The sequence below is a fragment of the Bacillus sp. SJS genome, from assembly GCF_000732485.2.
GTDB lineage: Bacteria > Bacillota > Bacilli > Bacillales > Bacillaceae > Metabacillus_B > Metabacillus_B sediminis.
In genome coordinates this window covers 1-25,494 of record NZ_JAQV02000013.1, presented here as the reverse complement: position 1 = coordinate 25,494, position 25,494 = coordinate 1, and the positions used below count along the sequence as shown (strand labels likewise).

Sequence of the window (25,494 nt, the reverse complement as noted above, 5' to 3'; positions counted from 1 at the left end):
AGCATTTCACAAGCCCCTTTATGCATCATGTCTATCAGCTTAAAGACCATGAATATTAGCAGCTGAGCTAATGAGCTTAATGTTTATAAAACATTCGAGAAATGATTGCTGAATCCTTCAAATACTTTCAAAAGTTTCCATAATTATATGAACAAACTCATAAGTTCCTTTAGGGTTATATCCTATTGAATTGAACCCCGACATGGTTTCCCTGTGCTGAAAATAGCTATGTATGGGACCATTTTTGTAATTGGGATGTGGACAGAGAGACGTGTTCATAACTTTTTGCGGGTATTCAAAAGGCTGATTTCCGCTGCAGAATGCCCGCTTTAATCAGCCTTTTCATTTTTCTCAATAAAATAAATAAACCACCGCTATTAGAAAGCAATTTTGCTTATACAGCGGAAATTTCCTCTCTGTTTTTAATATCCGCCTTGATTTTTAGATGCCTTTTCCTTTTTTGCCTTCTCATGATGAAGTTTATTTACATGATGGCTTCCGGATTCATGAGCAAATTCAGTATCCGACTTTGCAGAGTCAAACCCTTTCTTATTCTTTTGATCTGCATCATGTTTCTTTGTACGCTTGGCCATTAAGACTCACCTCTAATTCGTGATAATTGTGTTCAATTTATTTTGCAGCTAAAATCCAGAGAATATAGATGGCAAAAAAAAGAACCGCAGGCTTCTGCGGTTCTCCATTTAGTTCAGTTCTGATTCTTTACTTTCTTCCATTTTAACCTGTGATATATTTTCCTGGCCCTTGTATTTCTTTTCAAGCTCAGTGTAAGCCTTCATTAATCGGTCAGCGATGACTCTGCTGGCAGTTGTAGCAGATGATTTCTCTCTGACTCCAGGAACGGTGACACTAAATGCAACCTTAGGATGGTCTGTCGGGTAATATCCGACAAAGGTAACGTTGCTTACAGGCTTTGCTTTGATCCCCAATTGAATATTTGTATAGAAGGATTGGGTTGTGCCTGTTTTTCCTGCTACATCCAGTCCTTTAAAGTAAGCTCTCGCTGTTCCTCTGGATCCTTTTGTAACAAGCTTCATGCCGGCCTTAATCCGTTCGATTTCATTCGGGGTGTTGTTAATGGCATTTAAAATTTCAGGTTCTTTTTCAACAACGAGCGGACCAAGTTTGTTCTCATTGACCGGCTCATGAATGGACTTTACCACTCTCGGCTCAATACGGTAGCCGCCATTAGCTATAACAGAAATATATTGTGCCATTTGTAAAGGTGTATACGTGTCGTACTGGCCAATCGCAACGTCCAGCAGCAATCCCCCAACTGTATCGGGATGGGAACGCTGTCCATGTGCCTCTCCCGGTAAATCAATGCCTGTTGGCACTCCCAGTCCGAACTGGTCATTTAAATTCCTGAACTTCTGCAAAGCAGCAGGTCCAGCCGGAAATTTGCCGTTCGGTACATACGGAATATCGGCAATTTCCATTGCTGTCCGGAACATATAGACGTTGGAACTTACTTCAAGGGCTTCACGGTCATCTACCCAGCCGCTAGGATGAAGCGATTTTTTCGGCTTGGCACCTTTAAGCAAAATTGGCACACTGTCATTGAATGAAGTTCCAGGCTGCAATCCTTCTTGATAGCCTGCCAAAATTGTCGCACCTTTGACTGCCGATCCCATTTCATATTGGGTTGTATAAGCTCCGTAGGAAAAATCATAATATTTTTTCGAGTTATAGCGGTCATACCCTTTTCCTGCCATCGCGATAATATCGCCTTGGTAAGGATCCATCATGACCGCAAATGCCCGATCAGCATATGGGCTGACAGCCACGACTTTTTTCAGCTCTTCCTCTATGATTTTTTCTGCTTCCTTCTGCAGTTCGGCATCAAAGGTAAGCTGAAGATCCAGCCCTCTTCTTCCCGGATCGACTACTTTTTCGGAAATCGTGTTCCCGTTTTTATCTGTTACGTATTCAACCTTTGCTTTGCGGGGATTTAAGTATTCTTCATATTGATATTCCAGTCTTGATTTACCGACACGGTCGTTGCGTGCATAACCCCGTGCCTGGTAATACGCCTTCCGTTCCTGGAGAATTCCTTGTGAGGAAGACGTCACTCCGCCCAAAATGCTGCCGAGTGTATCACCGTAAACATAATTCCTGTTCCAATCCGTTATGATATTGATTCCAGGCATGGATTCAATGTTTTCAGAAACTCTGGCCATTTCGTCGTTCGTCAGCATATTTTTAGCACTTGGCACCTTATCTTTAGGGGGAGCCTGTGATTTAATCACTTGCGGTTCATATTGGTATCCTGCTGAAAACCGTTTGAAAAGCACCGCCATTTCGAGTTCTTCCGGATTCCTGCGGATCTCGTCCACTTCATTGGAGGGCACCCGTTCTACCTGCAGCTTATATTGCTCATTGCCGCTTTTCTCCAAATCCTTCTTTGTTAATAGAGTTTTAGCTTCTTCCTCATTTGCGGCAAGCCAATAATCACGGATATCACGTTCGCTTTTTTGTTCAGCCGTATATTGAAGATCTTTTTCTTCTACCTCAATAAATTCTGCCAGTTTTTTAGCTGTCTTCAGCTTATCTGCAGTCTTCGTGCTTTTCTCTACTGTATAGGTAATCGCAGGTACACTAACGTTATCCACGACAACACGGCCATACCGGTCGTACATTTTACCGCGCGGGGCGGGATAAGAAGAAATATTGGCTTCTGTTCTAGAGACTTCTTTTGTATACTCTTCCCCTTTTACGATTTGAATAACTCCAAGCCGAATAATGAGGAGAGTAAATATCAGGAATACACCAAAGAAGAAAATGTTGATTCGAAAGTGGCGGGATCTTTTCAGCTTTCGATTCTCAGAGGAATTAGCAGCTTGCTCAGTCAATGTATTGACTCCTTTCATCGTTCATCTCTATATAAAGGGCAGTTTTGTAAAATAACATTCCTATTGTAACACTTACGTAACAGTTGTCATATGTCGAACGGCCTATTTTTAGTGTCAACATTAAATTCAATGAAATAACTTCAAACGATTGAATTTTATGGAAGAAAAACACTATCAAAAAATCCTTAACTTACATAAAGAAAGCTCTCTGATCCCTTATAAAATAAGAGTTTGCGAGAAAAGGAAAATACTGTTTCAAAGCGTGCCATGTCAATGGAAAACGGTGGTTCTTATATTACGAATCTAGCGTGTTATGATGAGTTTGTGCAAGAGAGCAGCACAGAAAAACAAAAACACATATTTTTTAGGAGGGCTTTATCTTATGAAAAACACTACTAAGAAATCTTTCATTATATCAGTCGCAGCAGCGGCAGGATTTGCAACTTTCGCTGGAGGTAACCCAGCAAGCGCACAGGAGCTTTCTCAACAGAACGTACAGGCAAAAGTGACGCAGCTAAGCGAGAAATTCAATATCAGCCCAGAGCAAGTTCAGCAAGCAGCTGAAGGCAACGGCAGCCAAAAACAAATTCAAGAACAAGTTCAGCAGCTTCTTGGAAAACAAGCGCAAGCAGCTCAAGGACAGCAAGCTCAGCAAGGCCAAGGACAAGAGCAAGCACAGAACAGCCAAGGTCAGCCATGCCCTGCTGGACAGCAGCCTGAACAGAAGCAAGCACCTGAGCAAGCTCAGCCGAAACAAGAAGCAGCACCAGTTCAAGGTGAGCAAGCTCAGCCTAAGCAAGAAGCCCAGGCTCCGGCTCAAGGACAGCAGCAAGCACCTGCAAAAGAACAAGCTTCTGAGCAGCCTAAGCAAGAAACAGCTAAATCCGGCGCCCTAAGCGAATTCGAACAGCAAGTTGTTAAACTAACGAACAAAGAGCGTGAAAAGCAAGGTCTTAAACCGCTTGCAGTTGATGAAAACTTAAGCAAAGTAGCAAAAGAAAAATCTGCAGATATGCAAAAGAACAACTATTTTGATCACAACAGCCCAACTTACGGATCTCCGTTTGATATGATGAAAAAATTCGGCGTTGAGTACCAAACTGCCGGTGAAAACATCGCTATGGGCCAAAAATCTCCAGAAGAAGTTGTACAAGCTTGGATGGACAGTGAAGGACACCGCAAAAACATCATGAATCCTGAATTCACTCACATTGGTGTCGGACATGTTGAAGAAGGCAACTACTGGACTCAGCAGTTCATCGGTAAATAATAGAGTTTGAGATGAATAGACAGCCGCTTTTAAGCGGCTGTCTTTTTTATGTTAAATGTTCCTGTTTCCAAAGCTTATAAAGGGCATGTGTCCCGCTATTTTCTTCTCCCAGTGCTTCAAGCTTCTCATATAGAGTAAGAGCCAGATCAAGTCCTGGTGACTTCATTCCAAATAGCTCGGATTCTTCTTTGGCGATTCTCATATCCTTTATAAAATGCTTAACGTAAAATCCAGGTTCAAAATTGCCATGAAGCATGCGAGGAGCCAAATTGGTGAGAGACCAGCTTCCAGCTGCCCCTGTAGAAATGCTTTTCAATACATTCTCGGGATCAAGTCCTGATTTTTCCGCATATGAAACAGCTTCGCAAACCGCAATCATTCCGGCAGCAATCGCAATCTGGTTGCTCATCTTTGTATGCTGCCCTGATCCTGCATCCCCCTGATACACAATATTGTTCCCCATTGCTTCAAAAAGAGGCAGACATTTTTCAAAAGCTTGTTTATCTCCGCCAGCCATAATCGCAAGTCTTGCTTCTTTCGCTCCCACATCTCCTCCGGATACGGGGGCATCCATAGCATACAGCCCTTTTTCGTAGGCTGCAGCAGCAATTGTTTTTGCTAAAGAAGGCTTGGAAGTGGTCATATCAATCAGATGCGCTCCTTTTTTGGCTGATTGAACAATTCCGTTTTCCCCAAGGTAGATATTCTCCACATCATGTGGGTAGCCAACCATCGTTATAACAAAATCAGCATCTCTCACGGCCTCTTCTATTGTCTCTGCCCAAATTGCCCCTTCATTAAGAAGCTCTTCCGCCTTCTCTTTTGTTCTTGTATAAACGGTCAGCTTATAGCCTTTATCCATTAAATGACCCGCCATACTTTTCCCCATTACACCTGTACCAATAAATGCAACCGTTTCAGTCATCGTCTCTTCCTCTCTTTTAGAACATGTTATTAAACGGATTTTACCATACCGCCATCAACCAGCAGGGTTTGTCCCGTTACATATGTATTGGCGGCAGACAGCAGGAACACCGCATAGTTTGCAAATTCCTCCGGTTCTCCGTATCTTCCTAAAGGAATCATCGCTTTATTTTTTTCCGTCATTTCCTCAGCCGTAATTCCCTGCCTTTCAGCTGAGGCTTCATCAAGATAGGCTACCCGGTCTGTCGCTATCCTGCCGGGAGCTAGCGTGTTGATCAGAATATTGTGGGAAGCATATTCCTGTGCAAGGGTCTTTGTTAATCCGACAATGCCCAGTCCGAATGTATTGGAGAGCAATAATCCTGTGATCGGTTCTTTTACAGAGGAGGAAGCAATATTGACAATTCTTCCGCCATTTTCTTTCATAAAAGGAAGTACTTCGCGAATGACCCGAACATAGCTGAGAAGATTCAGTTCAAATGCTTCATACCAGTTTTCATCTGTCATTTGTTCAAAGGATCCAGCTGGGGGTCCGCCTGCATTATTAACAAGCACATCAATCTCCCCAAACTCATCTACCGTATGTTTTACCAGTTCTTTAATTTGTTCAGGATTGGTAATATCACATTGTTTACTGATAATCCGGCCATCTCCAATGTAGGCAAGCTCCTGTTGAACTTTCTCAATCTTCTCAGCGTTTCGGCCGGTTATGACAACGTTCGCGCCTTCTTGAGCAAGTTTTTTCGCAACAGCTTTTCCAAGACCCTGGCTCGAGGCAATGACAAGAGCAGTTTTGTGCTGCAAATTTAAATCCATTTTTACCACTCCTTGATTTTAATTAGGTATCATTTACAAGTTTGCTGATGGTGAATAGTGGTGAAACCCGTTCCAGACAGCTCATCCAGCCAGGTTTTGTTCATATCCAGCAAACTTTTGCAAAAAACCTTCTAATAACCCAATTTTATCACACCTAAGCAGCTCCTGATAATTTCCGGGCATCCAGAAAAAAAGGACAGCCATTTAAGCTGTCTATTCATGTAAAATATTCAATTTTTGCTTGAGGAAAATATTGTTCAATATAATCTTCGAGCGTATCCCTTAGTTCTTGCTCCTCGTCCTTTTGATAAATATATTTCCCTATACCATACCGGCCCCACTTATAACGCCGTTCCTCTTCGCTCATCTCGAGCTTTGTTTTCGGATAGTTTTTTTCAATTACCCGTTTTGCAGGCTTTGTAAAACGGTGCTGGATCATTTCAAAGGTGATATCGTGTACGGCATCCTTAGGAAGGGATTCATGGAGCTTTACAAAAAGCTGCTTATACCCCTCCTGCCATGCTTCATGTATATATATAGGTGCTACAATAAATCCAAGCGGATAGCCCGCTCTTGCCACCTTTACAGCTGCCTCTATTCTTTGGTCAAGTGGTGAAGTGCCGGGTTCAAAATTCTTAATTACATAATCCGCGTTTATGCTGAAACGAAAACGGGTTCTCCCATTATGATTTGCATCAAGGAGATGATCAACGTGATGAAATTTAGTAACAAACCTCAATTGCCCCAGTTCACTCTGGCCAAAGTATTCAATTGCCCTTTTTAAAGAGTGGGTCAGATGGTCTACGCCAACAATGTCAGAGGTACAGGATGCTTCAAATCGGGTAATATCAGGTGCTCTTTCTATCATGTATTCATTTGCCTGATCCAAGATCTCTTCTACATTTACGTACGTTCTTATATAAGGCTTGCTCCCCATTGTTGTTTGCAAATAACAATAATGGCAATGTCCCATACACCCTGTTGCAAGCGGGATGGCATATTCTGCAGAGGGCTTGGAAGTATCAAATTTCAGGGTCTTCCTCACTCCGACAACGAGGGTTGATTTTGCATTGCGGTATTGCTGAAGATGATTCTTCCCGGGAATGTTTCTAACCTGGTTATGAGAGGTTGTTTCCCGGATTTCCAGTCCCATTTTTTCAAATTTCTCTTTCAATTCTACTCCGAGCGGATATTCAAGAGCCCTGGGCTCTATGTATACAAGCTGCGGAACAAACGGTTTAACCATGATGGTTTCCTCCTTTATTGACGTTCACTCAGCCTTCGTATTGGTTATGATTAAACAGCTCATTATATAGCTGCTCCGCTTCTTCATAGGAAGAGAAAACCGCATCATCCGGAAGCAGCTCGTGATACGTCTCATATAAAAACAATGCAACATCATTTTCATCTTCCGGATGCTGCACCACTTCAGCCTCTTTTATGACGGCTACATTCGCGGTATGGGGATTCCGATAAATAACATAGACAGTATCTCCCGCTTTTGGCTGCTGTCTGTCCATCGCTTCTGTCAGCTCCTTTGCTCTTCGTCTTCTGTTTTAATCTTTGCGGATTGATCCAATATTATGATGGATCCGTAAAAAAAAGGAACTGACCAATTAGAGTCAATTCCTTTTAAGGCAGCGGCAGATGAAGTTTTACTTTTGTCCCTTTTCCTTCCTCACTCTCAATTTCCATTGAGCCGCCATGCTGATTCATTATTTTTTCAGTAATAACAAGACCGAGTCCTGTTCCTTTTTCTTTTGTCGTAAAGAAAGGTTCTTTAATTTTCTTTAAAACGTTTGACGGGATCCCTTTTCCGCTGTCATGAATGATTAAAGTTACCTTTCGATCCTCTGTTTTTATCAAAGAAACATTAATGGTTCCGCCGTTTGGCATTGCATCACTCGCATTTTTCAAAAGATTAATCAGAACCTGCTTAATTTGATTTCCATCTCCATTTATCGAAAACGACTGAATTTCGCTAATCTCAATTACAATGTTATTAAGAGCCATTTCAGAACCAAAAAAAGTAATCGTTTCATTAAGGACATCCCTCAAATTAAATAATTTACGGGTTACGGATTGAGGTTTTGAAAGGATAAGAAACTCACTGACAATTTCATTCAAACGTTTGAGTTCCGCAAGCATGATTTCCGTATACGGGTAATCGGCAGGTGCATTTTCCTGAAGCATTTGCAGAAAACCCTGCAGAACCGTCAACGGGTTTCTAATTTCATGTGCAACACCTGCCGCCATTTCACCCGCTACTTTAAGCTTTTCAGCCTGTATGAGCATGAGCTCCTCTGTTCTTCTCTCCGTCACATCGCGGATAATTTCTGAATGGGCTATTAATGCTCCCTTGTCTCCGTAAATAGGTGAAACAGCCACTTCCACTTCTACGAGTCTGCCATCCCCGGTACGGTCCGTGCGGCTGATCCGGCTTTCCAATCTTTCGTATGTAAAATCATGAAGGAATGCATATTCACCGTGCGGATAGATCTTGCCTTTCAGATCATCTTCCGCCATTTGATATAACTTTTCAAATGCCGGATTCACAGCCGTTACCTTATATTCAGTATCAAGCAAAGCAATTGCATCTTTACTTTGGGAAAAAAGCAGTTCCAGCTGTGCCTTCGTTGATTCAAGAGTTACAGCCATTGCATCCTTTTGCTCATTCACCTGTTTCCAAAGCTTTCCTAAGAATTGAAGATAGTACAGCTGGAAAAAAAGAACCAGAATCGTGAAAAGCAGATAATACGCAATTTCTTTATTTGTTACACTCAGCATAAGAGCATTATAATCTGCATAGAAGAAATACAATTGAGCAGCTGCTGTGAAAAGACCGGATGAAATCAGGATTCTGCCATCCTGGTAAATTGTGCTAACCAATATAGGCAAAACTAGAAACATGATGTTAACAAAGGATGGAACCGTCACATTCAGCATAAATAAATAACTGTATAAAAGAGCAATCAGCGCGTACATCTGCCACACAGGATTCATCTTTTTTTCGGTAATAAATAGGAGAATAAACGGAACTCCAAAAAAAAGGCATAAGTGCCAGTAATCCCGAACCCCATCAATTACGTAAATAAATCCAAGGTCCAAAATGTAAAAAAGACACAGCAACCTAATTAAAAAGTGGTTCCTTTTTATTATTAACTGCTTGTTATCCATTATAAAACCTCTTCTTCATGAGATTAATCGCAGCCAGACCTGTCATCCCTTTTTCACCCTTCAAATATATGAGGATGGAATGAGAAGCGTATCTATAATCCCGTTCATATGTATTTGATTACAGCCATTATATCAGTAAATTCTATCCAATAGCCCATTTTTCTACAAAAATATGCAAAAAAAGACAGGCTTTCGCCTGTCCTTTAAGCAATCTTATTTTACGTCAAATGTTTTCTTTACGAAATCAATAACCTCTTGCGTCGTTTGCATTCCAAGGATCTGCTCTTTATGGGAAGCAGCTTCTTCTTTGGAAAGATTAAGGATCTGTGTTCTTGCCGGAAGAATGGAAGTAGCACTCATGGAGAACTCGTCCAGTCCCAGTCCGAGAAGAATCGGAATCGCAATTGGATCTCCAGCCATTTCTCCGCACATTCCAACCCATTTGCCCTCTTTATGCGCCGCTTCAATTACAAGTGTGATCAAGCGCAGGATAGCAGGATTGTATGGCTGATAAAGGTAGGATACCCGTTCGTTCATCCGGTCCGCAGCCATTGTATATTGCACAAGGTCATTCGTTCCGATGCTGAAGAAGTCTACTTCCTTAGCAAACACATCTGCCATCACAGCTGTGGATGGAATTTCAACCATTATTCCGATTTCAATATTCTCAGAAACTACTGTACCTTTAGATTGCAGCGCTGCTTTTTCTTCAAGAAGAACAGCTTTTGCCTGCCTAAACTCATCAAGAGTGGCAATCATAGGGAACATGATGCGCAGGTTTCCGTAAACACTTGCACGAAGCAATGCGCGAAGCTGTGTTCTGAAAATGTCCTGCTCTTCCAGGCAAAGACGGATTGCACGGAAACCAAGGAATGGATTCATCTCCTTCGGAAGGTGAAGGTAAGGAAGCTCCTTGTCTCCTCCGATATCAAGTGTACGAACGACAACAGGCTTGCCTTCCATATTGGTTAGAACAGCCTTGTAAGCTTCGAACTGCTCGTCCTCTGTAGGAAGCTGATCGCGGCCCATGTAAAGGAATTCAGTACGGTAAAGTCCAACTGCTTCTCCGCCGTTTTCAATTACGCCTTTAACATCTTTAGGAGTACCAATGTTTGCTGCAAGCTCAACGTGCTGTCCGTCTTTAGAGACGGTCGGCTCGTTAACAAGCTTCGCCCACTCGGCTTTTTGAGCTTCGTGCTGCTGCTTCTTTTCTTCATAAGCAGCAATCGTTTCTGCAGATGGATCAATGATCACATCACCGCTAAGCCCATCTACAATAACCATTGTTCCATTCTGAATTTTCGCTGTCGCTTCTTTCGTTCCAACAACAGCCGGAATTTCCATGGAACGGGCCATAATGGCTGAGTGAGAGGTACGGCCACCGATATCAGTAGTGAAACCTAGTACATATTGGCGGTTTAACTGAGCTGTATCAGAAGGAGTTAAATCTTCAGCTATAATGACAACCTCTTCTGAAATTAGAGATGGATTAGGAAGCTCTACGCCAATCAGATGAGCAATGACACGCTTCGTCACGTCACGGATATCTGCCGCACGTTCCTTCATGTATTCATTGTCCATTGATTCAAACATGCTGACAAACATGTCAGCCGTTTCTTTCATTGCAAATTCAGCATTGGAAGCATCACTGCTGATTTTATCTTTGACTGGATTTAAGAGCTCAGGATCGCTTAGTACAAGCAAGTGAGCAGCAAAAATTTCTGCTTTGTCTTTTCCAAGTTCTTTAAAAGCATGGTCTTTAATTTTTTCAAGCTCTGATTTTGATTTTTGAATAGCTTCTTCAAACCGGCGAATCTCTGCATCCTGATCCGCAACTGTTGTTTTGGAAACAGTAAGCTCTGGTTCTTCAAGGCGATACGCTTTCGCAATCGCAATACCGGCAGAAGCTCCGATACCTTTAAGCTCGAGCATTATTCTCCTAGCCCTTCGTTTTTCATTGTTTCTTCAAGAGCAGAAATCGCTTCGCTTTCATCAGAACCGCTTGCAGTGATTTTGATTTCAGAATCCTTTGCAATACCAAGTGACATAACACCCATAATGGATTTAAGGTTTACTGTTTTACCGTTGTATTCAAGGTTAATATCTGCATCAAAACGGCTAGCCGTTTGTACCAATACTGTTGCAGGACGTGCATGAATTCCGGATTCCGCAGTTACTTTAAATGTTTTTTCAGCCATGTTAATCTTCTCCTTTATCATTATGCGTATTTTTAATTGTTCACAATATGTTATCTTACCAGTCCCGCTCATCATCTGACAAGTGAGACGGTACGATGCAAATTATTTTGTAATTTTCACAATGTTTTTCTGTTCAATTTTCACTTCGCCTGTTTCCAGAAGCTCAAGTGTTTCTCCGTCCTTAAGATTCGTGAAGACAATCGGAGTAATCGTAGATGGTGCATTAGCTTTTATGAATTCTAGATTGACTTCAAGAAGTTTTTGTCCTTTTTTCACTCGGTCTCCTTCAGAGATGAACGACTCGAAACCTTCACCTTTCAGGCTAACCGTGTCAATTCCTACGTGAATTAATATTTCATGGCCGCTGTCGGAAAGAATTCCAATCGCATGCTTCGTAGGGAAGATGTTCAGGATTTTTCCATCTACCGGAGATACGACTGTACCTTCAATTGGCTCGATGGCAAATCCGTCACCCATCATTTTTCCAGAGAACACTTGATCAGGCACCTCTGTAATCGGGTGAATACGGCCGTGAATCGGAGAAACAAAATGCTCAGAATCAAAGTGATTTTGAAGAGCTTCTGGATTCACTTCTTCGATTTGCTGTTCTATTTCCTCTTTCACATTAACAGGCTGCTGCGGACGAGGACGTTTCCCCGCAATGACATCTTGAATCTGTCCTTTAAGGTTATCGGATTTAGGTCCAAAAATAGCCTGAATGTTGTTACCGACTTCAAGGACACCTGATGCTCCAAGGTTTTTCAGACGGTCTTTTTTAACAGCTTTCACATCTTGAACTTGCACACGAAGTCTGGTGATACATGCATCAAGATCCTTAATGTTTTCCTGTCCTCCAAGAGCTTGAAGAATTTCGTAAGGAAGATCTCCTTCTCCAGCTTGTGCGCTGTCGCCGCCTTCTTCAGCTTTGACTTCTTCACGGCCAGGAGTTCCCAGATTGAACTTGCGAATCGCAAAGCGGAAGCCGAAGTAATAAACAACAGCCAGGACAAGTCCTACCGGAATAACAAGCCACCAGTCTGTCCGGTTTGGAAGAATACCGAATAGGACATAGTCGATAACCCCACCGGAGAATGTCATACCAATTTTAACATTAAGCAATTGCATAACCATAAAGGAAAGGCCTGCAAACACTGCATGGATACCAAAAAGTATTGGTGCAACAAACAGGAAGCTAAACTCAAGGGGTTCTGTAATCCCTGTTAAGAAGGAAGTTAATGCTGCAGAACCCATGATACCTGCAACAAGCTTTTTGTTTTCAGGACGTGCTTCGTGATAAATGGCAAGAGCCGCTGCAGGAAGTCCGAACATCATGAACGGGAACTTACCAGTCATAAATGTACCAGCTGTCAATTCAGCGCCGTCTTTAATTTGTGCCATGAAAATACGCTGATCACCGCGTACAAGCTCTCCTGCCTGATTCGTATAGTTACCAAATTCAAACCAGAACGGTGCGTAGAAAATGTGATGAAGACCGAACGGAATTAAAGAACGTTCAATCAAACCAAATACGAATGCCGCAAGAGTTGGATTTGCATCAAGCAATCCTGTTGAGAATGCGTTTAGGCCAGTTTGAACCGGAGGCCATACAAATAGCATGATCAATCCGATAATTAAAGCAGAAACAGCGGTTACAATTGGAACAAAGCGCTTTCCTGCGAAGAACCCAAGATACTGAGGAAGCTCAATATTATAAAAACGGTTGTACATGGAAGCCGCAAGAACACCTATTATAATCCCGCCGAATACCCCGGTCTGAAGTGTTGCCATCCCAAGGACTTTGGCATATTCAGGATGACCAGCCTTGAAGAAGTTCGCCAACTCAACAGCATCTGTTGGAAGCTGTCCAGTTTGAGTAAGAACGGCGCTCATTGTCGCGTTCATGACCAGGTAACCGATGATTGCCGCGATTCCCGCAACACCATCACCTTTAGCGAGTCCTATCGCTACCCCTACTGCAAAAAGAAGCGGGAGATTAGAAAAGACGATGTCCCCTGAGGATTCCATCACCTTTGCGATTAATGTAAAGGTTTCATTTGTTAATGCAGGTATTTTTGCTGTTAGCTGAGGGTTTTGCATCGCGTTACCAAAGGCAAGCAATATTCCTGCCGCTGGCAAAATCGCTACCGGAAGCATAAGTGCTTTACCGATTTTCTGCAAAACGCCAAATAAATTTTTGAACATTCGATTCAATCCTCCTTGACCCTATTTTGTGCGTGCAGACGCAAAAAAATCCTATAAATGCATGTTGCAACCGTTTTCTTATTAGCCGTTAGCAAAAATCGCTAAAAAACAAATAAAAAAGGCATGGTGAAACAAGGTGTGAAGATTCCCCGAATAAACCATTCCCAAAACAGGAAGCCGGAAAACCTAAGCCTTGATCACTCATGCCTGATCGAATCAGTTACACGCTGATACCGGTTACGTTATTTTATTGGATAGACGGTATAAATGCATGGTCAGGTATACTGCTTCTGCATTATATACAGGCTTTTTAAGCGTTTGCTGCATCACTTTTACTAATTTCCAAGCAGTATTATAGCATAGAGGATATTCGTTTTTCAACAGGTCTGCCATTTTTTCTGGTTCTTCGAGTTTTTCTCCTGCCTGTACCCGGTCAATTGTAAAACGAATATGCCGGACAAGCCTTAAATAATTGATGCTTTCGCGATCAATTTGGATTTTTAAAGAGTCCTCGATAATTCCTGTTAAAAGGGCGATCAGCTGTGAAGATTGGTTCACTTCACGTAAAGGCTTATCTGTAATGGCACCATGAATATGAAGAACAATAAATCCTACTTCTCCTTCAGGGAGACTGACATTCAAGCGCTTCTCAATCATATCAACCGCTTCTTTGGCAAGCTCATACTCCAGAGGATACAATGTTTTTGTTTCAATCATGAAAGGATTTTTCAGATCCATCCCCTGCTTTTTTCTTTTCAGTGCGAAAGAGATGTGGTCTGTCAGGCCAATATGAATGTGTTCATTCAGCGGCTGATCCAGCCTGGCCTCAATATGCTGAATCACTTCATGAATGACGGCAATAACCTCTTCATCAATATAAGGAAGAAGCATTTTATATTGTTCCTGTTCCTTTTCATTTTTGAGCACAAACATTTTTTCATAGGAATGTTCTTCAATTTGATCGCCTTTAGATCTGCCAAAACCAATTCCCCTGCCTATAAGGACAACCTCATGAAACTCCAGGTGATCAGCAATCAGCACATTATTATTAAGGACTTTCTTAACGATAAAGGGCGTACTCACGACCTACCCAGCTCCTTTTCATGCTATAACCCTTCATATCGTACAGGTGTTTAAGCCTGACGTCAACGAATATTGTCGGATATTGTTGAAATTAAGAGTAAGAATCAAAAAGGAGCCATTAAGGGTGTTCAGGTTTGTATTGATTTTTCTGAAACTCTTCTTTCGTTCCAATAAAAAAATATTGTTCGGTTCTTTCATTTGACTCTCTTCCGCTGGAGTTCCCATGAATCATTTGATCCGGATTCAATTTCTTTTTTTCCCCTTTTTCATTCACATAGAAATAGTCGCTTTCAGCCCATCCTTCATGAATGTTGCTGCCGCGCGTTTTAATTAATCCTTTGGAATCTGCCTTCAGGACTTCCCCTTCATTTTGGGAAGTAGAAGCTTTTACTGTGCTGTCGTATTCGATTTTCACCCAGCCGGTATACCCTTCAGGAATTAAAAAAGTTCTTGGAGATGCCTGATCATCCTCCTTGCATCCTGATGAAATCAGCAGGGCGAATGCCGCGGCTATATAACGTTTTTTCATTATACTCACTCCTCTTTTTACTAGAGTGGCATAACCATCATATATCTATTCAGCAGCCTGCTGTTCAGAAAAAGAAACGGTCCTTTTTGCTGCCGCGCTGATTTTAGCGCATTCGATGATTTTGATCACATCTGCAGCATCCTCAGCCTGAACAGGTGCTGCCTCCCCTTCCCGGATTGATCGGTAAAGGCCGTCATAAAATGACATGTATTGTCCTGGAAGCGTTTCAATCTTCCCTTTATAATGGAGCCCGTTTATATCAGTGTTTAATATTCCCCACATTTCTTCTTCCTCTATGCCGATTCCATCATCATCGGGCATCATTCCTGCACCCAGTCTTTCTTCCTGGGGGTCAATTCCGTATTTTACATACGAACCATTGCTCCCATGAACTTGAAAGCGAGGCCCCGGCTCCCTGACAAGCATCCCTGATTTAAGGACGGCAGTCAGTTCCGGATAGTAAAGCCTGATGGCAAAAGCATCATCTGCGGCACCGCCTTTTCTCTGAATGTCAATGTCTGCACTTATTTCTATTGGAACTCCGAAAAGTGAGAGAGCTTGATCAATTAAATGAGAGCCCAAATCATATACAATGCCTGATCCAGGATGATCCTTTTCCCGCCAGGCACCGGAGCTTACATTCTTTTCGAACCGATCGAAATGAGCTTCATAAGCGGCAGGTTTTCCAAGCATCCCCTGCTGAAGCAGCGCTCTAACTGTAAGAAAGTCTCCATCCCACCTGCGGTTGTGATACACAGCCAGAACCTTCTTTTGTTCCTTTGCAAGCCTGGATAGTTTATAGCCTTCTGAGGAAGAAATGGTGAAGGGTTTTTCTACGAGAACATGTTTCCCTTTTAATAGCGCCAGCTCAACCATTTCATAATGATGTTTATTAGGCGTTGTAATAATCACCAGTTCGATCGAGTCATCCTCAATTATTTCCTCATATGAAGTCACTCTTTCCGTATAAGGATAGTTTTTTTTAGCAAGATTTTTAGACCGCTCCATCACCATTGATAAATCAAACCGAGGGTTTACATGCAAAAATGGCGCATGAAAAACCTGGCCTGATAATCCATATCCAACTAATCCTGATCGGATCTTTTCCATTTATAAGCCCCTCCTTTAAGTAAATGCGGATTTTCAACTTAAATCCATGTATAGAATGATAAGAAAAGGTAAAAATAGGATGCGTACGTGATGATTTAATACCCCTTACGTAACTTTTTAAGCAAAGGAGGATAAAAAATGACTAACAACAACCAGAATGAAAGTAAAGAACAGAAAAACCAGCAAAACCAGCAAAACCAAAAAGCTGATACTGAATTCAGCAAAGAAATGAATGCAAAAAAAGAAAATAAACAGCAAAAATAAAGCTACATAAAAAGGCAGAGGATGGATTCACCTTCCTCTGCCTCTTCTTTTTACTCTGTTTTTTCAAACCTTTCTTCTATGGGATCGGCTTTATGCCGGCCCCGGAAAATATATCTAAATGGTCTGCCCGCTGATAATATTCATTAATACGCAGATTTCATTTCTAAATTATTCCTTTATGTAAATGAAAAAGAAGGATAGTCAGGTTAGAAAGTGTGATATACTTTAAATGGATTGAAAACCGGTATAAGGCTGATTAGATGCGCCAACATCTAATACAGCCACAGCAGAATTACTCAGTGTGTTAGCCTTCTCTTTTTGAGAAGGTTATTTTTTTCTCGGAAAAGAAAGAATCGCGATAACCACAGAACCAAACGTGAGCATCAAAATCAGACTCTCATAAATGGTCATGCCACCTCACCCCCTTTCCGCAAGGGGATTCTCCCGTTATCCGGGCAACCTGCTGCAAGTCCATTATAGCACATAACCAGCCCAAAACAGAACACACGTTTGGTAAAATAAGTCCTATAGCCCACATTTTACAAGGGGAGCCCAATGACAATCGTGACCAGCCAATAGATACGGAAGGAAGTCCGCCTTCATTTTGCGGGCACTGGCACAAGCCTAAATAAATCCGTTTCTAAAATTAGAAACGGATTCACTCGATGTCTATTGATTGTTTTGTATTGCATTATAGGATATTCGCACCTTAGCCAGTGTCCCTTTCAATAGATCCTCGTGGCAAACATCTCGTTTATCATGCATGACCGACAAGTCCCCAACTGATCTCGACAAAAGCTCAACTGCTTTCCTTAATCCCCTGTTATCACCCTCATACCCATCCTTTAAAAGTGTTCTTAAGATATCCTGCGACAGCTTATGAACTTCCTGGATTTGTTCCTTTTCCGACATTGCCAACACCCCTTTGTAAAGTGTATGCCCTGCAGTAAAAAGTCATTTCTCTATTGATTAAGTAATTCGATACCGCCCCTCCCCCCTCCTTCATTTTTTTGTTTTTGGCGGGTAATAATCATAGTGGCCTTCATTAATTTTCCTCTTAAACCCTTCCAGGTCCATTGCTAATTCATAATACAGCCCTCCCTCTTCCCATTCTGCAACAGAAACCTCTATAATACGTCCTTCCTGGAAATCCATAATCTTCATAAATCTCTCGCCTTGTATAACATATGTGTACATAATGTAATGTCTCATATCCATTTCCCTCCAGAAATACCGTATACTTTTAAGAACATGCGTTCTATTATAATAGCATTAAGTACACATGTTCGCATATAATGTATTTAATGAACTCAATGGAGGGTAAAAAATGGGCTATTTATTCAGGGAAAGCATGGATCATCAAAAACCTATACAAGTGATTTATCTTTCAAAGAAAGGTGAAATCAGCCAGAGAAACATCATTATTATGAAGAAAACTGCCACATCAATCATTGCAAGATGTCTGCTTAGAGGAAAAATGCGGACATTTCGTGTGGATCAGATATTAGCCGCAAGTTTCACCTCCTCGGATTACTCCAGCTAATTCAGGAGGGCTTTGAATTGAATGGGGCCATGATTACAATTTCGTCACAAATAATTTACGTTTTATAGATGCAATTTCACGAAAAAGGGAGTATAGTAAATCTTGTATAACTTTTGTATAACTAAAACAAAGAGGTGTAGCCATGAATTTTTTAACAAAATTTAGCCTTAAAAATGCGGTAGCTGTTTTTATTATTTCCTTTCTCCTGATTCTTGGAGGGCTATACAGCTTTACACAGCTTAAGGTAGATCTCCTGCCGAACATTGAATTTCCTCAAGTATCGGTCGAAGCTGTGTATCCCGGTGCATCTCCTGACGATGTCAGCGAACAGGTAACATCCAAGCTTGAAGATGAATTTAAAGGCATTGATGGTGTTAAAAGCATCACAAGTTCTTCTTATGAAAGTGTCGGAATTATAAATCTGGAATTCCCGTTTAATACGGACATTGACAAGGTAGAAGATCAAATCAACACCTTAATTGGTGAAGCAAATCTGCCTGATACAGCCGAGACGAAAGTCAACCGTTTTTCATTTGGAACCTTCCCTATCTTCAACATATCCCTTTTCACAAAAGAGGATGCCGATATTGAAAAACTCCTTCAGGACGATGTGATTCCAGAGCTTAATAAAATTTCCGGAATCAATAGTGTATCGGTCGGAGGATTGAAGGAAGAAGTTGTCCGAATAACAGTTGATAAGGAAAAGGCTGAAAAAAGCGGACTTTCTCTTTCACAAATAAAAGACAAAATTAACGAAAAATACTTATCTTTCCCTGCTGGAAACGTGGTTGAAAAAGATACCGAAATTCCAATCAGGGTTCAAGAAGGCTTAAATGAAGTAAATACATTAAAAGAGCTGCAGCTCACCACAGCAGCTTCTGCCCCATCAGCTCCTCAAGAGGGAGCATCACAAGGCCAGCAAGCTCCAAGCACCCAATCACCAGCGGGTCCTCCTCAAGGAGATGCGCCTTCTGCAGCTGCTGGTTCAGCACAGCAAGCTCAGCAGGAACCGGTTAAATTAAAAGACATTGCAAAGATTGAAACTGTAACCGACCGTCCGGAGCTGACAAGATATAATCTAAAAGATTCTTTATCAATGGCGATAACAAAGAAACAGGATGCTAACACGGTTGAGGTTGCAGACGAAGTAATCAAAACCCTTGAGAAATACAATGATGAGCTTGATTATTCCATCGGATTTGATCAGGCTGAAGGAATTGAGAAATCCGTAGAGACGCTGATTCGCGAAGGTCTGCTTGGAGCTTTGTTTGCATCGCTTGCTGTATTGGTTTTCCTGCGGAATTTCCGGGCAACGATTATTGCGATAGTATCCATCCCTCTTTCACTGCTAGTAACATCCATTTTCTTAAATCAGCTTGATATCTCATTGAATATCATGACGCTTGGCGGAATGGCAGTTGCAGTAGGCCGGGTTGTCGATGACAGCATCGTTGTAATCGAGAATGTATTCAGACGAGTAAGGAAAACAAATACAGGTGTAACTAATGAACTAATTGAGGACTCCACAAAAGAAATATTGAAGGCTATCACATCTTCAACCATTACCACGGTTGTCGTATTCCTGCCGCTCGGGTTTGTCGGAGGCATTACTGGAGAATTCTTCCTTCCTTTTGCACTAACGATTATCTTTTCACTGATCACATCCCTTCTTGTATCGGTTACCATCGTACCGATCCTAGCAAGGTTTTCATTTAAAAAAGTACCTAAGGAAGAAAAAGAAGGACCGCTTCAAAAGTTTTATGCCGGCGTGATTGAATGGTCTCTTAATCACAAAATCACTGTAATCGGTCTTTCCCTTCTCCTGCTATTTGGATCTGTGTTCCTAGTAAGCGGGCTTGGCTTTACCTTCATTCCAAACGAAGAACAAAAAACATTGGTAGCTAGTATTGAACTGCCGTCTTCCACTACTCTGGATAAGACAAACGAAGTCTCGCTTGAGCTTGAAAAAATGTTCGATAAAGAAGAAGCGATTGAAGAAATCACCGCAGGAGTCGGAAGCCGTGATTTCACTACCGGCTTAAAGAGGGAGAATAAAGCCAGTTACTTTATTACCTTGAAAGACGGAACAGAGGTTTCAGAGTATATTAAAGATTTACAGAAAAAGATGGAAAATATCGCAGAGGTGCAGGCACCCGAAGCTAAGCTTGGCATTCAGGAGCAAAGCAGCGGTGGCCCGCCTTCCAATAACAATGTAAATATTGACCTTTATTCCAATGATTTAAATGCTTTATCAGATGCTGCGAAAAAAGTAGAGGATTACTTAAATAAAAACAAAGATCTGAAATATGTTTCCAACAACTTTGCTGATAAACAAAAGCAGGCTGTTGTAACAATCAAACCTGAAAAGGCTGATGAATATGGCGTTTCAGGCTTCCAAGTGCTTGGCACCGTTTCTGATCAGACCAAACCGGTCGATGTCGGGGATTTGAAGTTGGACGGAAAGGAACGGAGCGTTGAGTTAAGTTATGGTGAAGATGTTACATCGGTTGATAAGCTGAAAGATACTGTGATTTTCAGTCAAAAGGGTCCTATTAAGCTTTCTGATGTGGCTGACGTGAAAGAAACGGACGCTTATACTTCCATTCAGCGATTAGATGGTAAAGTGTACGCTCAGGTTAGTGCGCAAATTACATCAGATAATATAGCAGAAGTCTCTTCCTCTGTCATTGAAGGGGTAAAAAGCGATGTTGATCTTCCTAAGGGAGTATCTTTTGAAGGAGGCGGAGGAAGCGATGAAACGGTTCAGACATTCCAGCAGCTTGGGCTGGCAATGGCCGTTGCAATCGGGCTTGTATATATTACAATGCTGATTACATTCGGTCAGGCGCGTATCCCATTCGTCATTCTTTCTTCCTTGATTTTTGTACCGGTCGGGTCTCTCTTAGGCTTATATTTAGCGAAAGAACCGCTTAGTGTCAGTGTTATGATCGGCCTGCTTATGCTAATTGGAATCGTGACGACGAATGCCATTGTTATGGTAGACCGAATTGGACAAAACCGTGAACAAAAAGGGCATGTTATTCGCGAAGCGCTTATTGAAGCCGGTAAAACACGTTTGCGTCCAATACTGATGACGGCCTTTGCAACGATTGCGGCACTTTTGCCTTTAGCATTCACGACTTCTTCCGGAACCTTGATTTCTAAGGGTCTTGCCATCACAGTAATTGGCGGATTAACTTCATCAACATTGCTTACTCTTATTATCGTACCAGTTGTTTACGAGTTATTTTTCATTAAACAAGCCAAAAAGGAACGTAAAAGAAACAGCATGTCCGCTGAAGTATAATAACTGATTTAAAGCCCGGTCTCAATATGAGACCGGGCTTTTTTCATTGCACTTTTTCAGTTAAATGGATTCTGCCCAGCCGATCTCCAGATTCCCTGTTTTCCTCCTGCATACGCACCGGAAGCATTTGAATGGTTTGGATTAACACATCAAGCTTGCCTTCAATCCTATGCATCAAATACATGGTTACGACAATTGGAAATCCCGTATCCCCAATTAACTGAAGCCATTGTTCCATCAGGCTTCCTCCTTTCGAAACAGGGGACTGACAATGTCAGCCCCCTGTTTCAGTTATTTTATTTCCATTTCGGTAACCGTTCGGTCAACCGTTCTTGCCCCTTTTTTCGATGTCAGATTTCCGCCTCCGGAAATGAAGACATTTGCTGCCATCAACCCGTCCATCGCTTCAGCAATTTCATCCTTTGTTAATGAATCTTTGGGCGCGTCTACACTGATGGTAACGGTTTTGCCCTGCTCGTTTACAAATTGCAGTTCAAGCGTCTTTGCCATTTACAACACTCCAATTCTTAGTTTTGAATTTCATTTGTATCCATCCGTTCTGCTGCGAAAAGCGGGTATTTCTGCAGTCCGGAAAGAATAACTGCTGTTGCCAACAGCTGTTCTGGATCAGCTGCAGGTTTTACATTACTGTACGTCTTTGACTTAAAAACCTGCTTGCCTTCCATATTAAGACCGAGGTCATATACAAGACGCAGCTGTCTGTCGATAAGTACTGCTTGTGCCATGTTTCTCACCCCCTTTCGTTATAGCAATACAGCGGAGGAATGAAAAAGTAGCGAAAAAAAACAAGCTTTTATAAAAAAAGCCTGTTCCGGTTAATTTTTAGGTTTGGTTTGTGCGTATTCTTTTAACTCTTTAACAATCCTGTTTTTTAGAATCTGATCATTGAGACTTCTGATTCCATACTGAAATCCTGAACCGGTTGGCTTTTTCCACATCGGCTCTCCCTTCAGTTCAATTTCCTCATCTCTAATCTTAAAGGAGATATGTAAAATTATCGGTTCCTCCATCGGCAGCTCCAGATGTGAGATAAGCTTCAGTCCCGATGGGCTGATGTCCATAATAACAGCTTCACCTGGTTTCGTGTTGATTTCCTCACCCGCTTTTTCAGTAATAGAAAATGAGGCATCAATAGGATCTGAGAATACAAAACGGAATGATTCAGAACGATTGTAGCGCATGAGAAAAGTCCCCTTTCTTGCAATTCATCTATTGTAAAGGTAGCTGATAAAGGAAAATATTTCAATCTTTTTTTGCATTCCTCAATTGTTTAGCCGGGATGTATGTTCAGGCAGGATGCGGGAAACCTATTAAAAACGAGTGAACGGAGCTTTTTGATGAAAAAAACAGGCAAACTGGAAGCCATTTTGTGGAGCATTGCCCTGCCTGGGTTCGGGCAGTTTTTAAACGGACATTTCGGAAAAGGCGTAGTCTTTATTGCTCTCGAATTTTTAATAAATCTGAATGCACTCTTCAATCTTACAATAAAATACAGTTTTAACGGGGACATCACTAAAGCATTTAATACTTCAGATCCTCAATGGCTTATGTTTTACCCATGCGTATATATGTTTGCTATGTATGATGCTTACAAATTCGCAGATGGACCATCCCCCCCGCTATCCTTCCTTCCATTTGCCTTTTCCGCCTACTTTGTTACGATTGGAATCATGTTTTCCGACCGCGTTTCTTTTTTTGGAATCATGCCTGGACCAGTCTGGCTTCCTATGCTTTTTCTTATACCCGGACTTGCAGCCGGCTTCGGTATTAGATTTCTGCTCATCAGATTTTATAAGGTATAGCAAAAGCCCGCTGGCAGCAGCGGGCTTTTTGCTATAGTCAGATTGAAAGCTCCTGTGATAAAGTGTACAGTTTATCTGGAAGGGGATCTTTTTGTCCGGCAATTTCCATTAAATCACGGTCTGTTATTACTTCATTTACAATTCCAATGGCACGGCCTGCTTTACCTTCCATGAGCAGTTCAACCGCTCTTGACCCTAAGCGTGAAGCAAGGACACGATCCCTTCCAGTCGGCTTGCCTCCGCGCTGTATGTGGCCGAGGACACTAATTCTCGTTTCAAGATCAAACTTGGTTTTCAGGTCCTTGGCAAGATCATCTGCACTGCCAACCCCTTCTGCGAGAACAATAATCGAGTGCTTTTTACCTCTGCTGATTCCTTTTCGCAGCCTGTCCATCATATCATCCAGTTCGTGAGGATGCTCCGGTATCAAAATTGTCTCCGCTCCTCCTGCAAGGCCCGACCAAAGAGCAATATCTCCTGCACGGCGTCCCATTACTTCAATAATAAATGTACGGTCATGGGAAGTAGCTGTATCCCTTATTTTATCAATTGCATCTACAACTGTATTAAGGGCTGTATCAAATCCGATCGTATAGTCGGTTCCTGCAATATCGTTATCAATTGTACCCGGCAGGCCGATGCACGGAAAACCTTTTTGAGTGAGCTTGGCTGCACCCTGATAGGAACCGTCCCCGCCAATCACAACCAGCCCTTCAATACCATGGGCTCTCAATTGTTCGATTGCTTTATGCTGGCCTTCATCTGTCTTAAATTCTTCTGAGCGGGCTGTATATAACATGGTTCCTCCGCGGTGTATAATATCACCGACAGATCCCACTTCAAGCTTTTTAATCTGTCCCTGCATTAAACCTTGATAGCCTTGATATACTCCGTAAACCTCCAGACCGCTGTATATCCCTTTCCTTACAACTGCCCGGATGGCTGCATTCATGCCTGGAGAGTCTCCTCCGCTTGTCAGTACTGCAATTTTCTTCATTTTTTTCACCTCATATGTATCGTGCTTACTAAGTCCTCTTCTACTATAATCCCCATCAGGGAATTTCTCAAAACAAAAACCTTACCTTACTAAATATAATTTCATTCTGATTTATCGCTGTAAAATTCCCACCGTTTTTGATACAATAGACTCATTACATTTGGTCTAAGAAACCAAAAAGGAGCGACATAATGAACTACTGCACTTCCTGTACACCTGCGCCTCCATTTCCTGATAACGGCTTTTTGATTCTGCATAATCTAGAAGAAAATGTTACTGCCAGAAAATTTTTGGAGAATGCGGATGGAAGCTTATCAATCCCCTATTCAAATGGGAAAGAACTCGCAAGCCTGCTGCAAGACCTTCATGAACAGACAAATACCAGTCTAATAAAAGGGGCCCTGTCAAGAAATCCTGAACAGCCTCTCGCCTATTCTCCCTTTAGCTATATTTATGAACGTGTTATATACAAAGACCTTGTCAGCCTGATTAACAAAGGGGAATTTCTAAGTTTCTTTCAGCCAATCGTGAATTTGGAAAGCGGTCAGATTTTCGGCTATGAATCGCTGCTGAGAAGCTTTAATCCACCTGTGTCGCCTTTTAAACTCTTTGACACTGCGATTAAAACAGGGATGCAGTCTATTCTTGATCGAAGGGCACGGGAGCTTGCCATTATTGCCCGCTCAAATCAAGTTAAGCATGGCATCAAATCTTTCATTAACTTTATCCCGTCTTCTATTTATAACCCCGAGCACTGCCTGCAGCACACCTTTAAAATGGTAAAGCAATACGGAGTCAGTCCGGATGACTTAATATTTGAAGTAGTAGAAACCGAAAAAATCAATGATATGGAACACTTAAAGAGTATACTGGACACATATCGGGCAAACGGCATGAAAGTAGCGCTTGATGATATGGGCAGCGGATATTCTACTTACGAGGTTCTGGAAAACCTGAAACCTGACTTCGTGAAAATCGATCGCCATTATATTACCGATTGCCATAAAGATTCTGAAAAACAAACTTTCCTTAAAAATGTACAAGCTCTGGCTGACGATTTATCCATCACTGTTCTGGCGGAAGGAATCGAAACAGAAGATGAATATACCTTTTTGCAATCAATCGGAATTACACTGGGTCAGGGGTATTTAATTGGAAAACCTGAAGCATCCCCTGCAGGACAAGAAAAATTGTTTGCCGATATGATTCAGTAATGGAACTGCCGGCCATTTCATTTTCTTTTTATAAACATATAAAAACCACGCACATCCGCCTGGACATGCGTGGTTTGGTTTATTCAAAGCTACCCTGAAAATAACTTCTTGAAAAAGACAACGCGAAGCTAAGGGTGCCTAGATTTCGTTTTTTTTTGGTTCCCTGA

27 protein-coding genes are annotated in these 25,494 nt (G+C 41.8%); 6 read left to right on the top strand and 21 right to left on the bottom strand.

The genetic code is table 11. The features are described from left to right. Nucleotides 1-422: 422 nt before the first annotated feature. Both AS29_RS21565 and AS29_RS06605 read right to left on the bottom strand, forming a co-directional pair. Nucleotides 423-593 carry a hypothetical protein gene (locus AS29_RS21565; protein ID WP_197491585.1) on the bottom strand — a complete coding sequence of 57 codons (171 nt, stop codon included), beginning with the start codon at nucleotides 591-593 and terminating at the stop codon, nucleotides 423-425. Nucleotides 594-701: 108 nt separating this feature from the next. Then, complete coding sequence (locus tag AS29_RS06605) at nucleotides 702-2,870, bottom strand: peptidoglycan D,D-transpeptidase FtsI family protein (protein ID WP_082883761.1); 2,169 nt, start codon at nucleotides 2,868-2,870, stop codon at nucleotides 702-704. Between the two features lie 382 nt (nucleotides 2,871-3,252). Here AS29_RS06605 and AS29_RS06600 point away from each other — a divergent pair, with 382 nt between their 5' ends. Then, nucleotides 3,253-4,140 (top strand): CAP domain-containing protein, encoded by an 888-nt coding sequence (locus tag AS29_RS06600; protein WP_035407022.1) that lies wholly within the window; start codon nucleotides 3,253-3,255, stop codon nucleotides 4,138-4,140. Between the two features lie 46 nt (nucleotides 4,141-4,186). Here the strand turns inward: AS29_RS06600 and AS29_RS06595 are convergent, their stop codons facing one another. From AS29_RS06595 to AS29_RS06545, 11 genes are all read right to left on the bottom strand, one after another. Continuing rightward, a complete protein-coding gene (locus AS29_RS06595; protein ID WP_035407019.1) occupies nucleotides 4,187-5,065 on the bottom strand; it encodes an NAD(P)-dependent oxidoreductase in 879 nt (292 codons plus the stop codon). 29 nt (nucleotides 5,066-5,094) lie between these two features. Beyond that, complete coding sequence (locus AS29_RS06590; RefSeq protein ID WP_035407015.1) at nucleotides 5,095-5,880, bottom strand: SDR family oxidoreductase; 786 nt, start codon at nucleotides 5,878-5,880, stop codon at nucleotides 5,095-5,097. A gap of 217 nt (nucleotides 5,881-6,097) precedes the next feature. After that, a complete protein-coding gene (splB, locus tag AS29_RS06585; protein WP_035407013.1) occupies nucleotides 6,098-7,126 on the bottom strand; it encodes a spore photoproduct lyase in 1,029 nt (342 codons plus the stop codon). 28 nt (nucleotides 7,127-7,154) lie between these two features. Continuing rightward, nucleotides 7,155-7,400 carry a transcriptional regulator SplA domain-containing protein gene (locus AS29_RS06580; RefSeq protein ID WP_035407008.1) on the bottom strand — a complete coding sequence of 82 codons (246 nt, stop codon included), beginning with the start codon at nucleotides 7,398-7,400 and terminating at the stop codon, nucleotides 7,155-7,157. A 112-nt stretch (nucleotides 7,401-7,512) separates the two neighbouring features. After that, nucleotides 7,513-9,057 carry an ATP-binding protein gene (locus AS29_RS06575; RefSeq protein ID WP_035407005.1) on the bottom strand — a complete coding sequence of 515 codons (1,545 nt, stop codon included), beginning with the start codon at nucleotides 9,055-9,057 and terminating at the stop codon, nucleotides 7,513-7,515. Nucleotides 9,058-9,270: 213 nt separating this feature from the next. After that, entirely contained in the window at nucleotides 9,271-10,989 is a 1,719-nt protein-coding gene (ptsP, locus tag AS29_RS06570; protein WP_035407003.1) for a phosphoenolpyruvate--protein phosphotransferase, read from the bottom strand. Beyond that, complete coding sequence (locus AS29_RS06565) at nucleotides 10,989-11,255, bottom strand: phosphocarrier protein HPr (RefSeq protein WP_035407000.1); 267 nt, start codon at nucleotides 11,253-11,255, stop codon at nucleotides 10,989-10,991. Before AS29_RS06565 ends, ptsP begins: the two co-directional genes overlap by 1 nt. Nucleotides 11,256-11,357: 102 nt before the next feature. Continuing rightward, entirely contained in the window at nucleotides 11,358-13,457 is a 2,100-nt protein-coding gene (gene ptsG / locus AS29_RS06560) for a glucose-specific PTS transporter subunit IIBC (RefSeq protein ID WP_035406997.1), read from the bottom strand. 237 nt (nucleotides 13,458-13,694) lie between these two features. Next, nucleotides 13,695-14,540 (bottom strand): glucose PTS transporter transcription antiterminator GlcT, encoded by an 846-nt coding sequence (glcT, locus tag AS29_RS06555; RefSeq protein WP_035406994.1) that lies wholly within the window; start codon nucleotides 14,538-14,540, stop codon nucleotides 13,695-13,697. Nucleotides 14,541-14,658: 118 nt separating this feature from the next. Then, complete coding sequence (locus AS29_RS06550; RefSeq protein ID WP_035406991.1) at nucleotides 14,659-15,069, bottom strand: DUF6843 domain-containing protein; 411 nt, start codon at nucleotides 15,067-15,069, stop codon at nucleotides 14,659-14,661. 45 nt (nucleotides 15,070-15,114) lie between these two features. Continuing rightward, nucleotides 15,115-16,179: a Gfo/Idh/MocA family oxidoreductase gene (locus AS29_RS06545; RefSeq protein WP_035406988.1), complete on the bottom strand. Its 1,065-nt coding sequence runs from the start codon at nucleotides 16,177-16,179 to the stop codon at nucleotides 15,115-15,117. A 138-nt stretch (nucleotides 16,180-16,317) separates the two neighbouring features. On the opposite strand from AS29_RS06545, the gene AS29_RS21880 reads away from it, so the two are divergent. Next, nucleotides 16,318-16,443 (top strand): hypothetical protein, encoded by a 126-nt coding sequence (locus tag AS29_RS21880; protein WP_269449389.1) that lies wholly within the window; start codon nucleotides 16,318-16,320, stop codon nucleotides 16,441-16,443. A 327-nt stretch (nucleotides 16,444-16,770) separates the two neighbouring features. On the opposite strand, the gene AS29_RS22030 is transcribed toward AS29_RS21880, so the two are convergent. The 3 genes from AS29_RS22030 to AS29_RS06535 form a co-directional block, all read right to left on the bottom strand. After that, nucleotides 16,771-16,854 (bottom strand): putative holin-like toxin, encoded by an 84-nt coding sequence (locus AS29_RS22030; protein ID WP_426845114.1) that lies wholly within the window; start codon nucleotides 16,852-16,854, stop codon nucleotides 16,771-16,773. A gap of 258 nt (nucleotides 16,855-17,112) precedes the next feature. Continuing rightward, complete coding sequence (locus tag AS29_RS06540; RefSeq protein WP_035407134.1) at nucleotides 17,113-17,355, bottom strand: hypothetical protein; 243 nt, start codon at nucleotides 17,353-17,355, stop codon at nucleotides 17,113-17,115. A 90-nt stretch (nucleotides 17,356-17,445) separates the two neighbouring features. Further along, the gene (locus AS29_RS06535; RefSeq protein WP_035406986.1) at nucleotides 17,446-17,655 is read right to left on the bottom strand and encodes a hypothetical protein; all 210 of its coding nucleotides are present in this window, start codon (nucleotides 17,653-17,655) and stop codon (nucleotides 17,446-17,448) included. Between the two features lie 115 nt (nucleotides 17,656-17,770). On the opposite strand from AS29_RS06535, the gene AS29_RS06530 reads away from it, so the two are divergent. Both AS29_RS06530 and AS29_RS06525 read left to right on the top strand, forming a co-directional pair. After that, nucleotides 17,771-17,986: a WYL domain-containing protein gene (locus AS29_RS06530; RefSeq protein ID WP_035406982.1), complete on the top strand. Its 216-nt coding sequence runs from the start codon at nucleotides 17,771-17,773 to the stop codon at nucleotides 17,984-17,986. Between the two features lie 142 nt (nucleotides 17,987-18,128). Further along, nucleotides 18,129-21,293, top strand: a complete 3,165-nt coding sequence (locus AS29_RS06525) for an efflux RND transporter permease subunit (RefSeq protein ID WP_035406979.1) — start codon at nucleotides 18,129-18,131, stop codon at nucleotides 21,291-21,293. A gap of 43 nt (nucleotides 21,294-21,336) precedes the next feature. Here AS29_RS06525 and AS29_RS06520 read toward each other — a convergent pair whose 3' ends face one another. The 4 genes from AS29_RS06520 to AS29_RS06505 all read right to left on the bottom strand — a co-directional run bounded on the left by AS29_RS06520 (nucleotide 21,337) and on the right by AS29_RS06505 (nucleotide 22,495). Next, nucleotides 21,337-21,531, bottom strand: a complete 195-nt coding sequence (locus AS29_RS06520; RefSeq protein WP_035406975.1) for a YvrJ family protein — start codon at nucleotides 21,529-21,531, stop codon at nucleotides 21,337-21,339. A gap of 53 nt (nucleotides 21,532-21,584) precedes the next feature. Further along, complete coding sequence (locus tag AS29_RS06515; RefSeq protein WP_035406972.1) at nucleotides 21,585-21,803, bottom strand: DUF2922 domain-containing protein; 219 nt, start codon at nucleotides 21,801-21,803, stop codon at nucleotides 21,585-21,587. Between the two features lie 17 nt (nucleotides 21,804-21,820). Further along, a complete protein-coding gene (locus AS29_RS06510) occupies nucleotides 21,821-22,039 on the bottom strand; it encodes a DUF1659 domain-containing protein (RefSeq protein ID WP_035406968.1) in 219 nt (72 codons plus the stop codon). A 90-nt stretch (nucleotides 22,040-22,129) separates the two neighbouring features. Beyond that, complete coding sequence (locus tag AS29_RS06505; RefSeq protein WP_035406965.1) at nucleotides 22,130-22,495, bottom strand: PilZ domain-containing protein; 366 nt, start codon at nucleotides 22,493-22,495, stop codon at nucleotides 22,130-22,132. 156 nt (nucleotides 22,496-22,651) lie between these two features. Here AS29_RS06505 and AS29_RS06500 point away from each other — a divergent pair, with 156 nt between their 5' ends. Next, nucleotides 22,652-23,116, top strand: a complete 465-nt coding sequence (locus tag AS29_RS06500) for a membrane protein (protein ID WP_035407131.1) — start codon at nucleotides 22,652-22,654, stop codon at nucleotides 23,114-23,116. A 37-nt stretch (nucleotides 23,117-23,153) separates the two neighbouring features. Here the strand turns inward: AS29_RS06500 and pfkA are convergent, their stop codons facing one another. Further along, entirely contained in the window at nucleotides 23,154-24,113 is a 960-nt protein-coding gene (gene pfkA / locus AS29_RS06495) for a 6-phosphofructokinase (protein ID WP_035406962.1), read from the bottom strand. Between the two features lie 191 nt (nucleotides 24,114-24,304). Between pfkA and AS29_RS06490 the strand changes: the two genes are divergently transcribed. Continuing rightward, a complete protein-coding gene (locus AS29_RS06490) occupies nucleotides 24,305-25,327 on the top strand; it encodes an EAL domain-containing protein (RefSeq protein ID WP_051860647.1) in 1,023 nt (340 codons plus the stop codon). Nucleotides 25,328-25,494 lie beyond the last annotated feature (167 nt).

Excerpts from the sequence above, each read along its gene's own strand:
- pfkA (WP_035406962.1), bottom strand. The coding sequence starts at position 24,113 with ATGAAGAAAATTGCAGTACTGACAAGCGGAGGAGACTCTCCAGGCATG.
- AS29_RS06515 (WP_035406972.1), bottom strand. The coding sequence starts at position 21,803 with ATGGCAAAGACGCTTGAACTGCAATTTGTAAACGAGCAGGGCAAAACC.
- AS29_RS21565 (WP_197491585.1), bottom strand. The coding sequence starts at position 593 with ATGGCCAAGCGTACAAAGAAACATGATGCAGATCAAAAGAATAAGAAA.
- splB (WP_035407013.1), bottom strand. The coding sequence starts at position 7,126 with ATGGTTAAACCGTTTGTTCCGCAGCTTGTATACATAGAGCCCAGGGCT.
- ptsG (WP_035406997.1), bottom strand. The coding sequence starts at position 13,457 with ATGTTCAAAAATTTATTTGGCGTTTTGCAGAAAATCGGTAAAGCACTT.
- AS29_RS06525 (WP_035406979.1), top strand. The coding sequence starts at position 18,129 with ATGAATTTTTTAACAAAATTTAGCCTTAAAAATGCGGTAGCTGTTTTT.
- AS29_RS06510 (WP_035406968.1), bottom strand. The coding sequence starts at position 22,039 with ATGGCACAAGCAGTACTTATCGACAGACAGCTGCGTCTTGTATATGAC.
- AS29_RS06565 (WP_035407000.1), bottom strand. The coding sequence starts at position 11,255 with ATGGCTGAAAAAACATTTAAAGTAACTGCGGAATCCGGAATTCATGCA.
- AS29_RS06530 (WP_035406982.1), top strand. The coding sequence starts at position 17,771 with ATGGGCTATTTATTCAGGGAAAGCATGGATCATCAAAAACCTATACAA.
- AS29_RS06490 (WP_051860647.1), top strand. The coding sequence starts at position 24,305 with ATGAACTACTGCACTTCCTGTACACCTGCGCCTCCATTTCCTGATAAC.
- AS29_RS21880 (WP_269449389.1), top strand. The coding sequence starts at position 16,318 with ATGACTAACAACAACCAGAATGAAAGTAAAGAACAGAAAAACCAGCAA.
- AS29_RS06535 (WP_035406986.1), bottom strand. The coding sequence starts at position 17,655 with ATGAGACATTACATTATGTACACATATGTTATACAAGGCGAGAGATTT.
- AS29_RS06600 (WP_035407022.1), top strand. The coding sequence starts at position 3,253 with ATGAAAAACACTACTAAGAAATCTTTCATTATATCAGTCGCAGCAGCG.
- AS29_RS06505 (WP_035406965.1), bottom strand. The coding sequence starts at position 22,495 with ATGCGCTACAATCGTTCTGAATCATTCCGTTTTGTATTCTCAGATCCT.
- AS29_RS06575 (WP_035407005.1), bottom strand. The coding sequence starts at position 9,057 with ATGGATAACAAGCAGTTAATAATAAAAAGGAACCACTTTTTAATTAGG.
- AS29_RS06580 (WP_035407008.1), bottom strand. The coding sequence starts at position 7,400 with ATGGACAGACAGCAGCCAAAAGCGGGAGATACTGTCTATGTTATTTAT.
- AS29_RS06520 (WP_035406975.1), bottom strand. The coding sequence starts at position 21,531 with ATGGAACAATGGCTTCAGTTAATTGGGGATACGGGATTTCCAATTGTC.
- ptsP (WP_035407003.1), bottom strand. The coding sequence starts at position 10,989 with ATGCTCGAGCTTAAAGGTATCGGAGCTTCTGCCGGTATTGCGATTGCG.
- AS29_RS06550 (WP_035406991.1), bottom strand. The coding sequence starts at position 15,069 with ATGAAAAAACGTTATATAGCCGCGGCATTCGCCCTGCTGATTTCATCA.
- AS29_RS22030 (WP_426845114.1), bottom strand. The coding sequence starts at position 16,854 with ATGACCATTTATGAGAGTCTGATTTTGATGCTCACGTTTGGTTCTGTG.
- AS29_RS06500 (WP_035407131.1), top strand. The coding sequence starts at position 22,652 with ATGAAAAAAACAGGCAAACTGGAAGCCATTTTGTGGAGCATTGCCCTG.
- AS29_RS06590 (WP_035407015.1), bottom strand. The coding sequence starts at position 5,880 with ATGGATTTAAATTTGCAGCACAAAACTGCTCTTGTCATTGCCTCGAGC.
- AS29_RS06540 (WP_035407134.1), bottom strand. The coding sequence starts at position 17,355 with ATGTCGGAAAAGGAACAAATCCAGGAAGTTCATAAGCTGTCGCAGGAT.
- AS29_RS06595 (WP_035407019.1), bottom strand. The coding sequence starts at position 5,065 with ATGACTGAAACGGTTGCATTTATTGGTACAGGTGTAATGGGGAAAAGT.
- AS29_RS06545 (WP_035406988.1), bottom strand. The coding sequence starts at position 16,179 with ATGGAAAAGATCCGATCAGGATTAGTTGGATATGGATTATCAGGCCAG.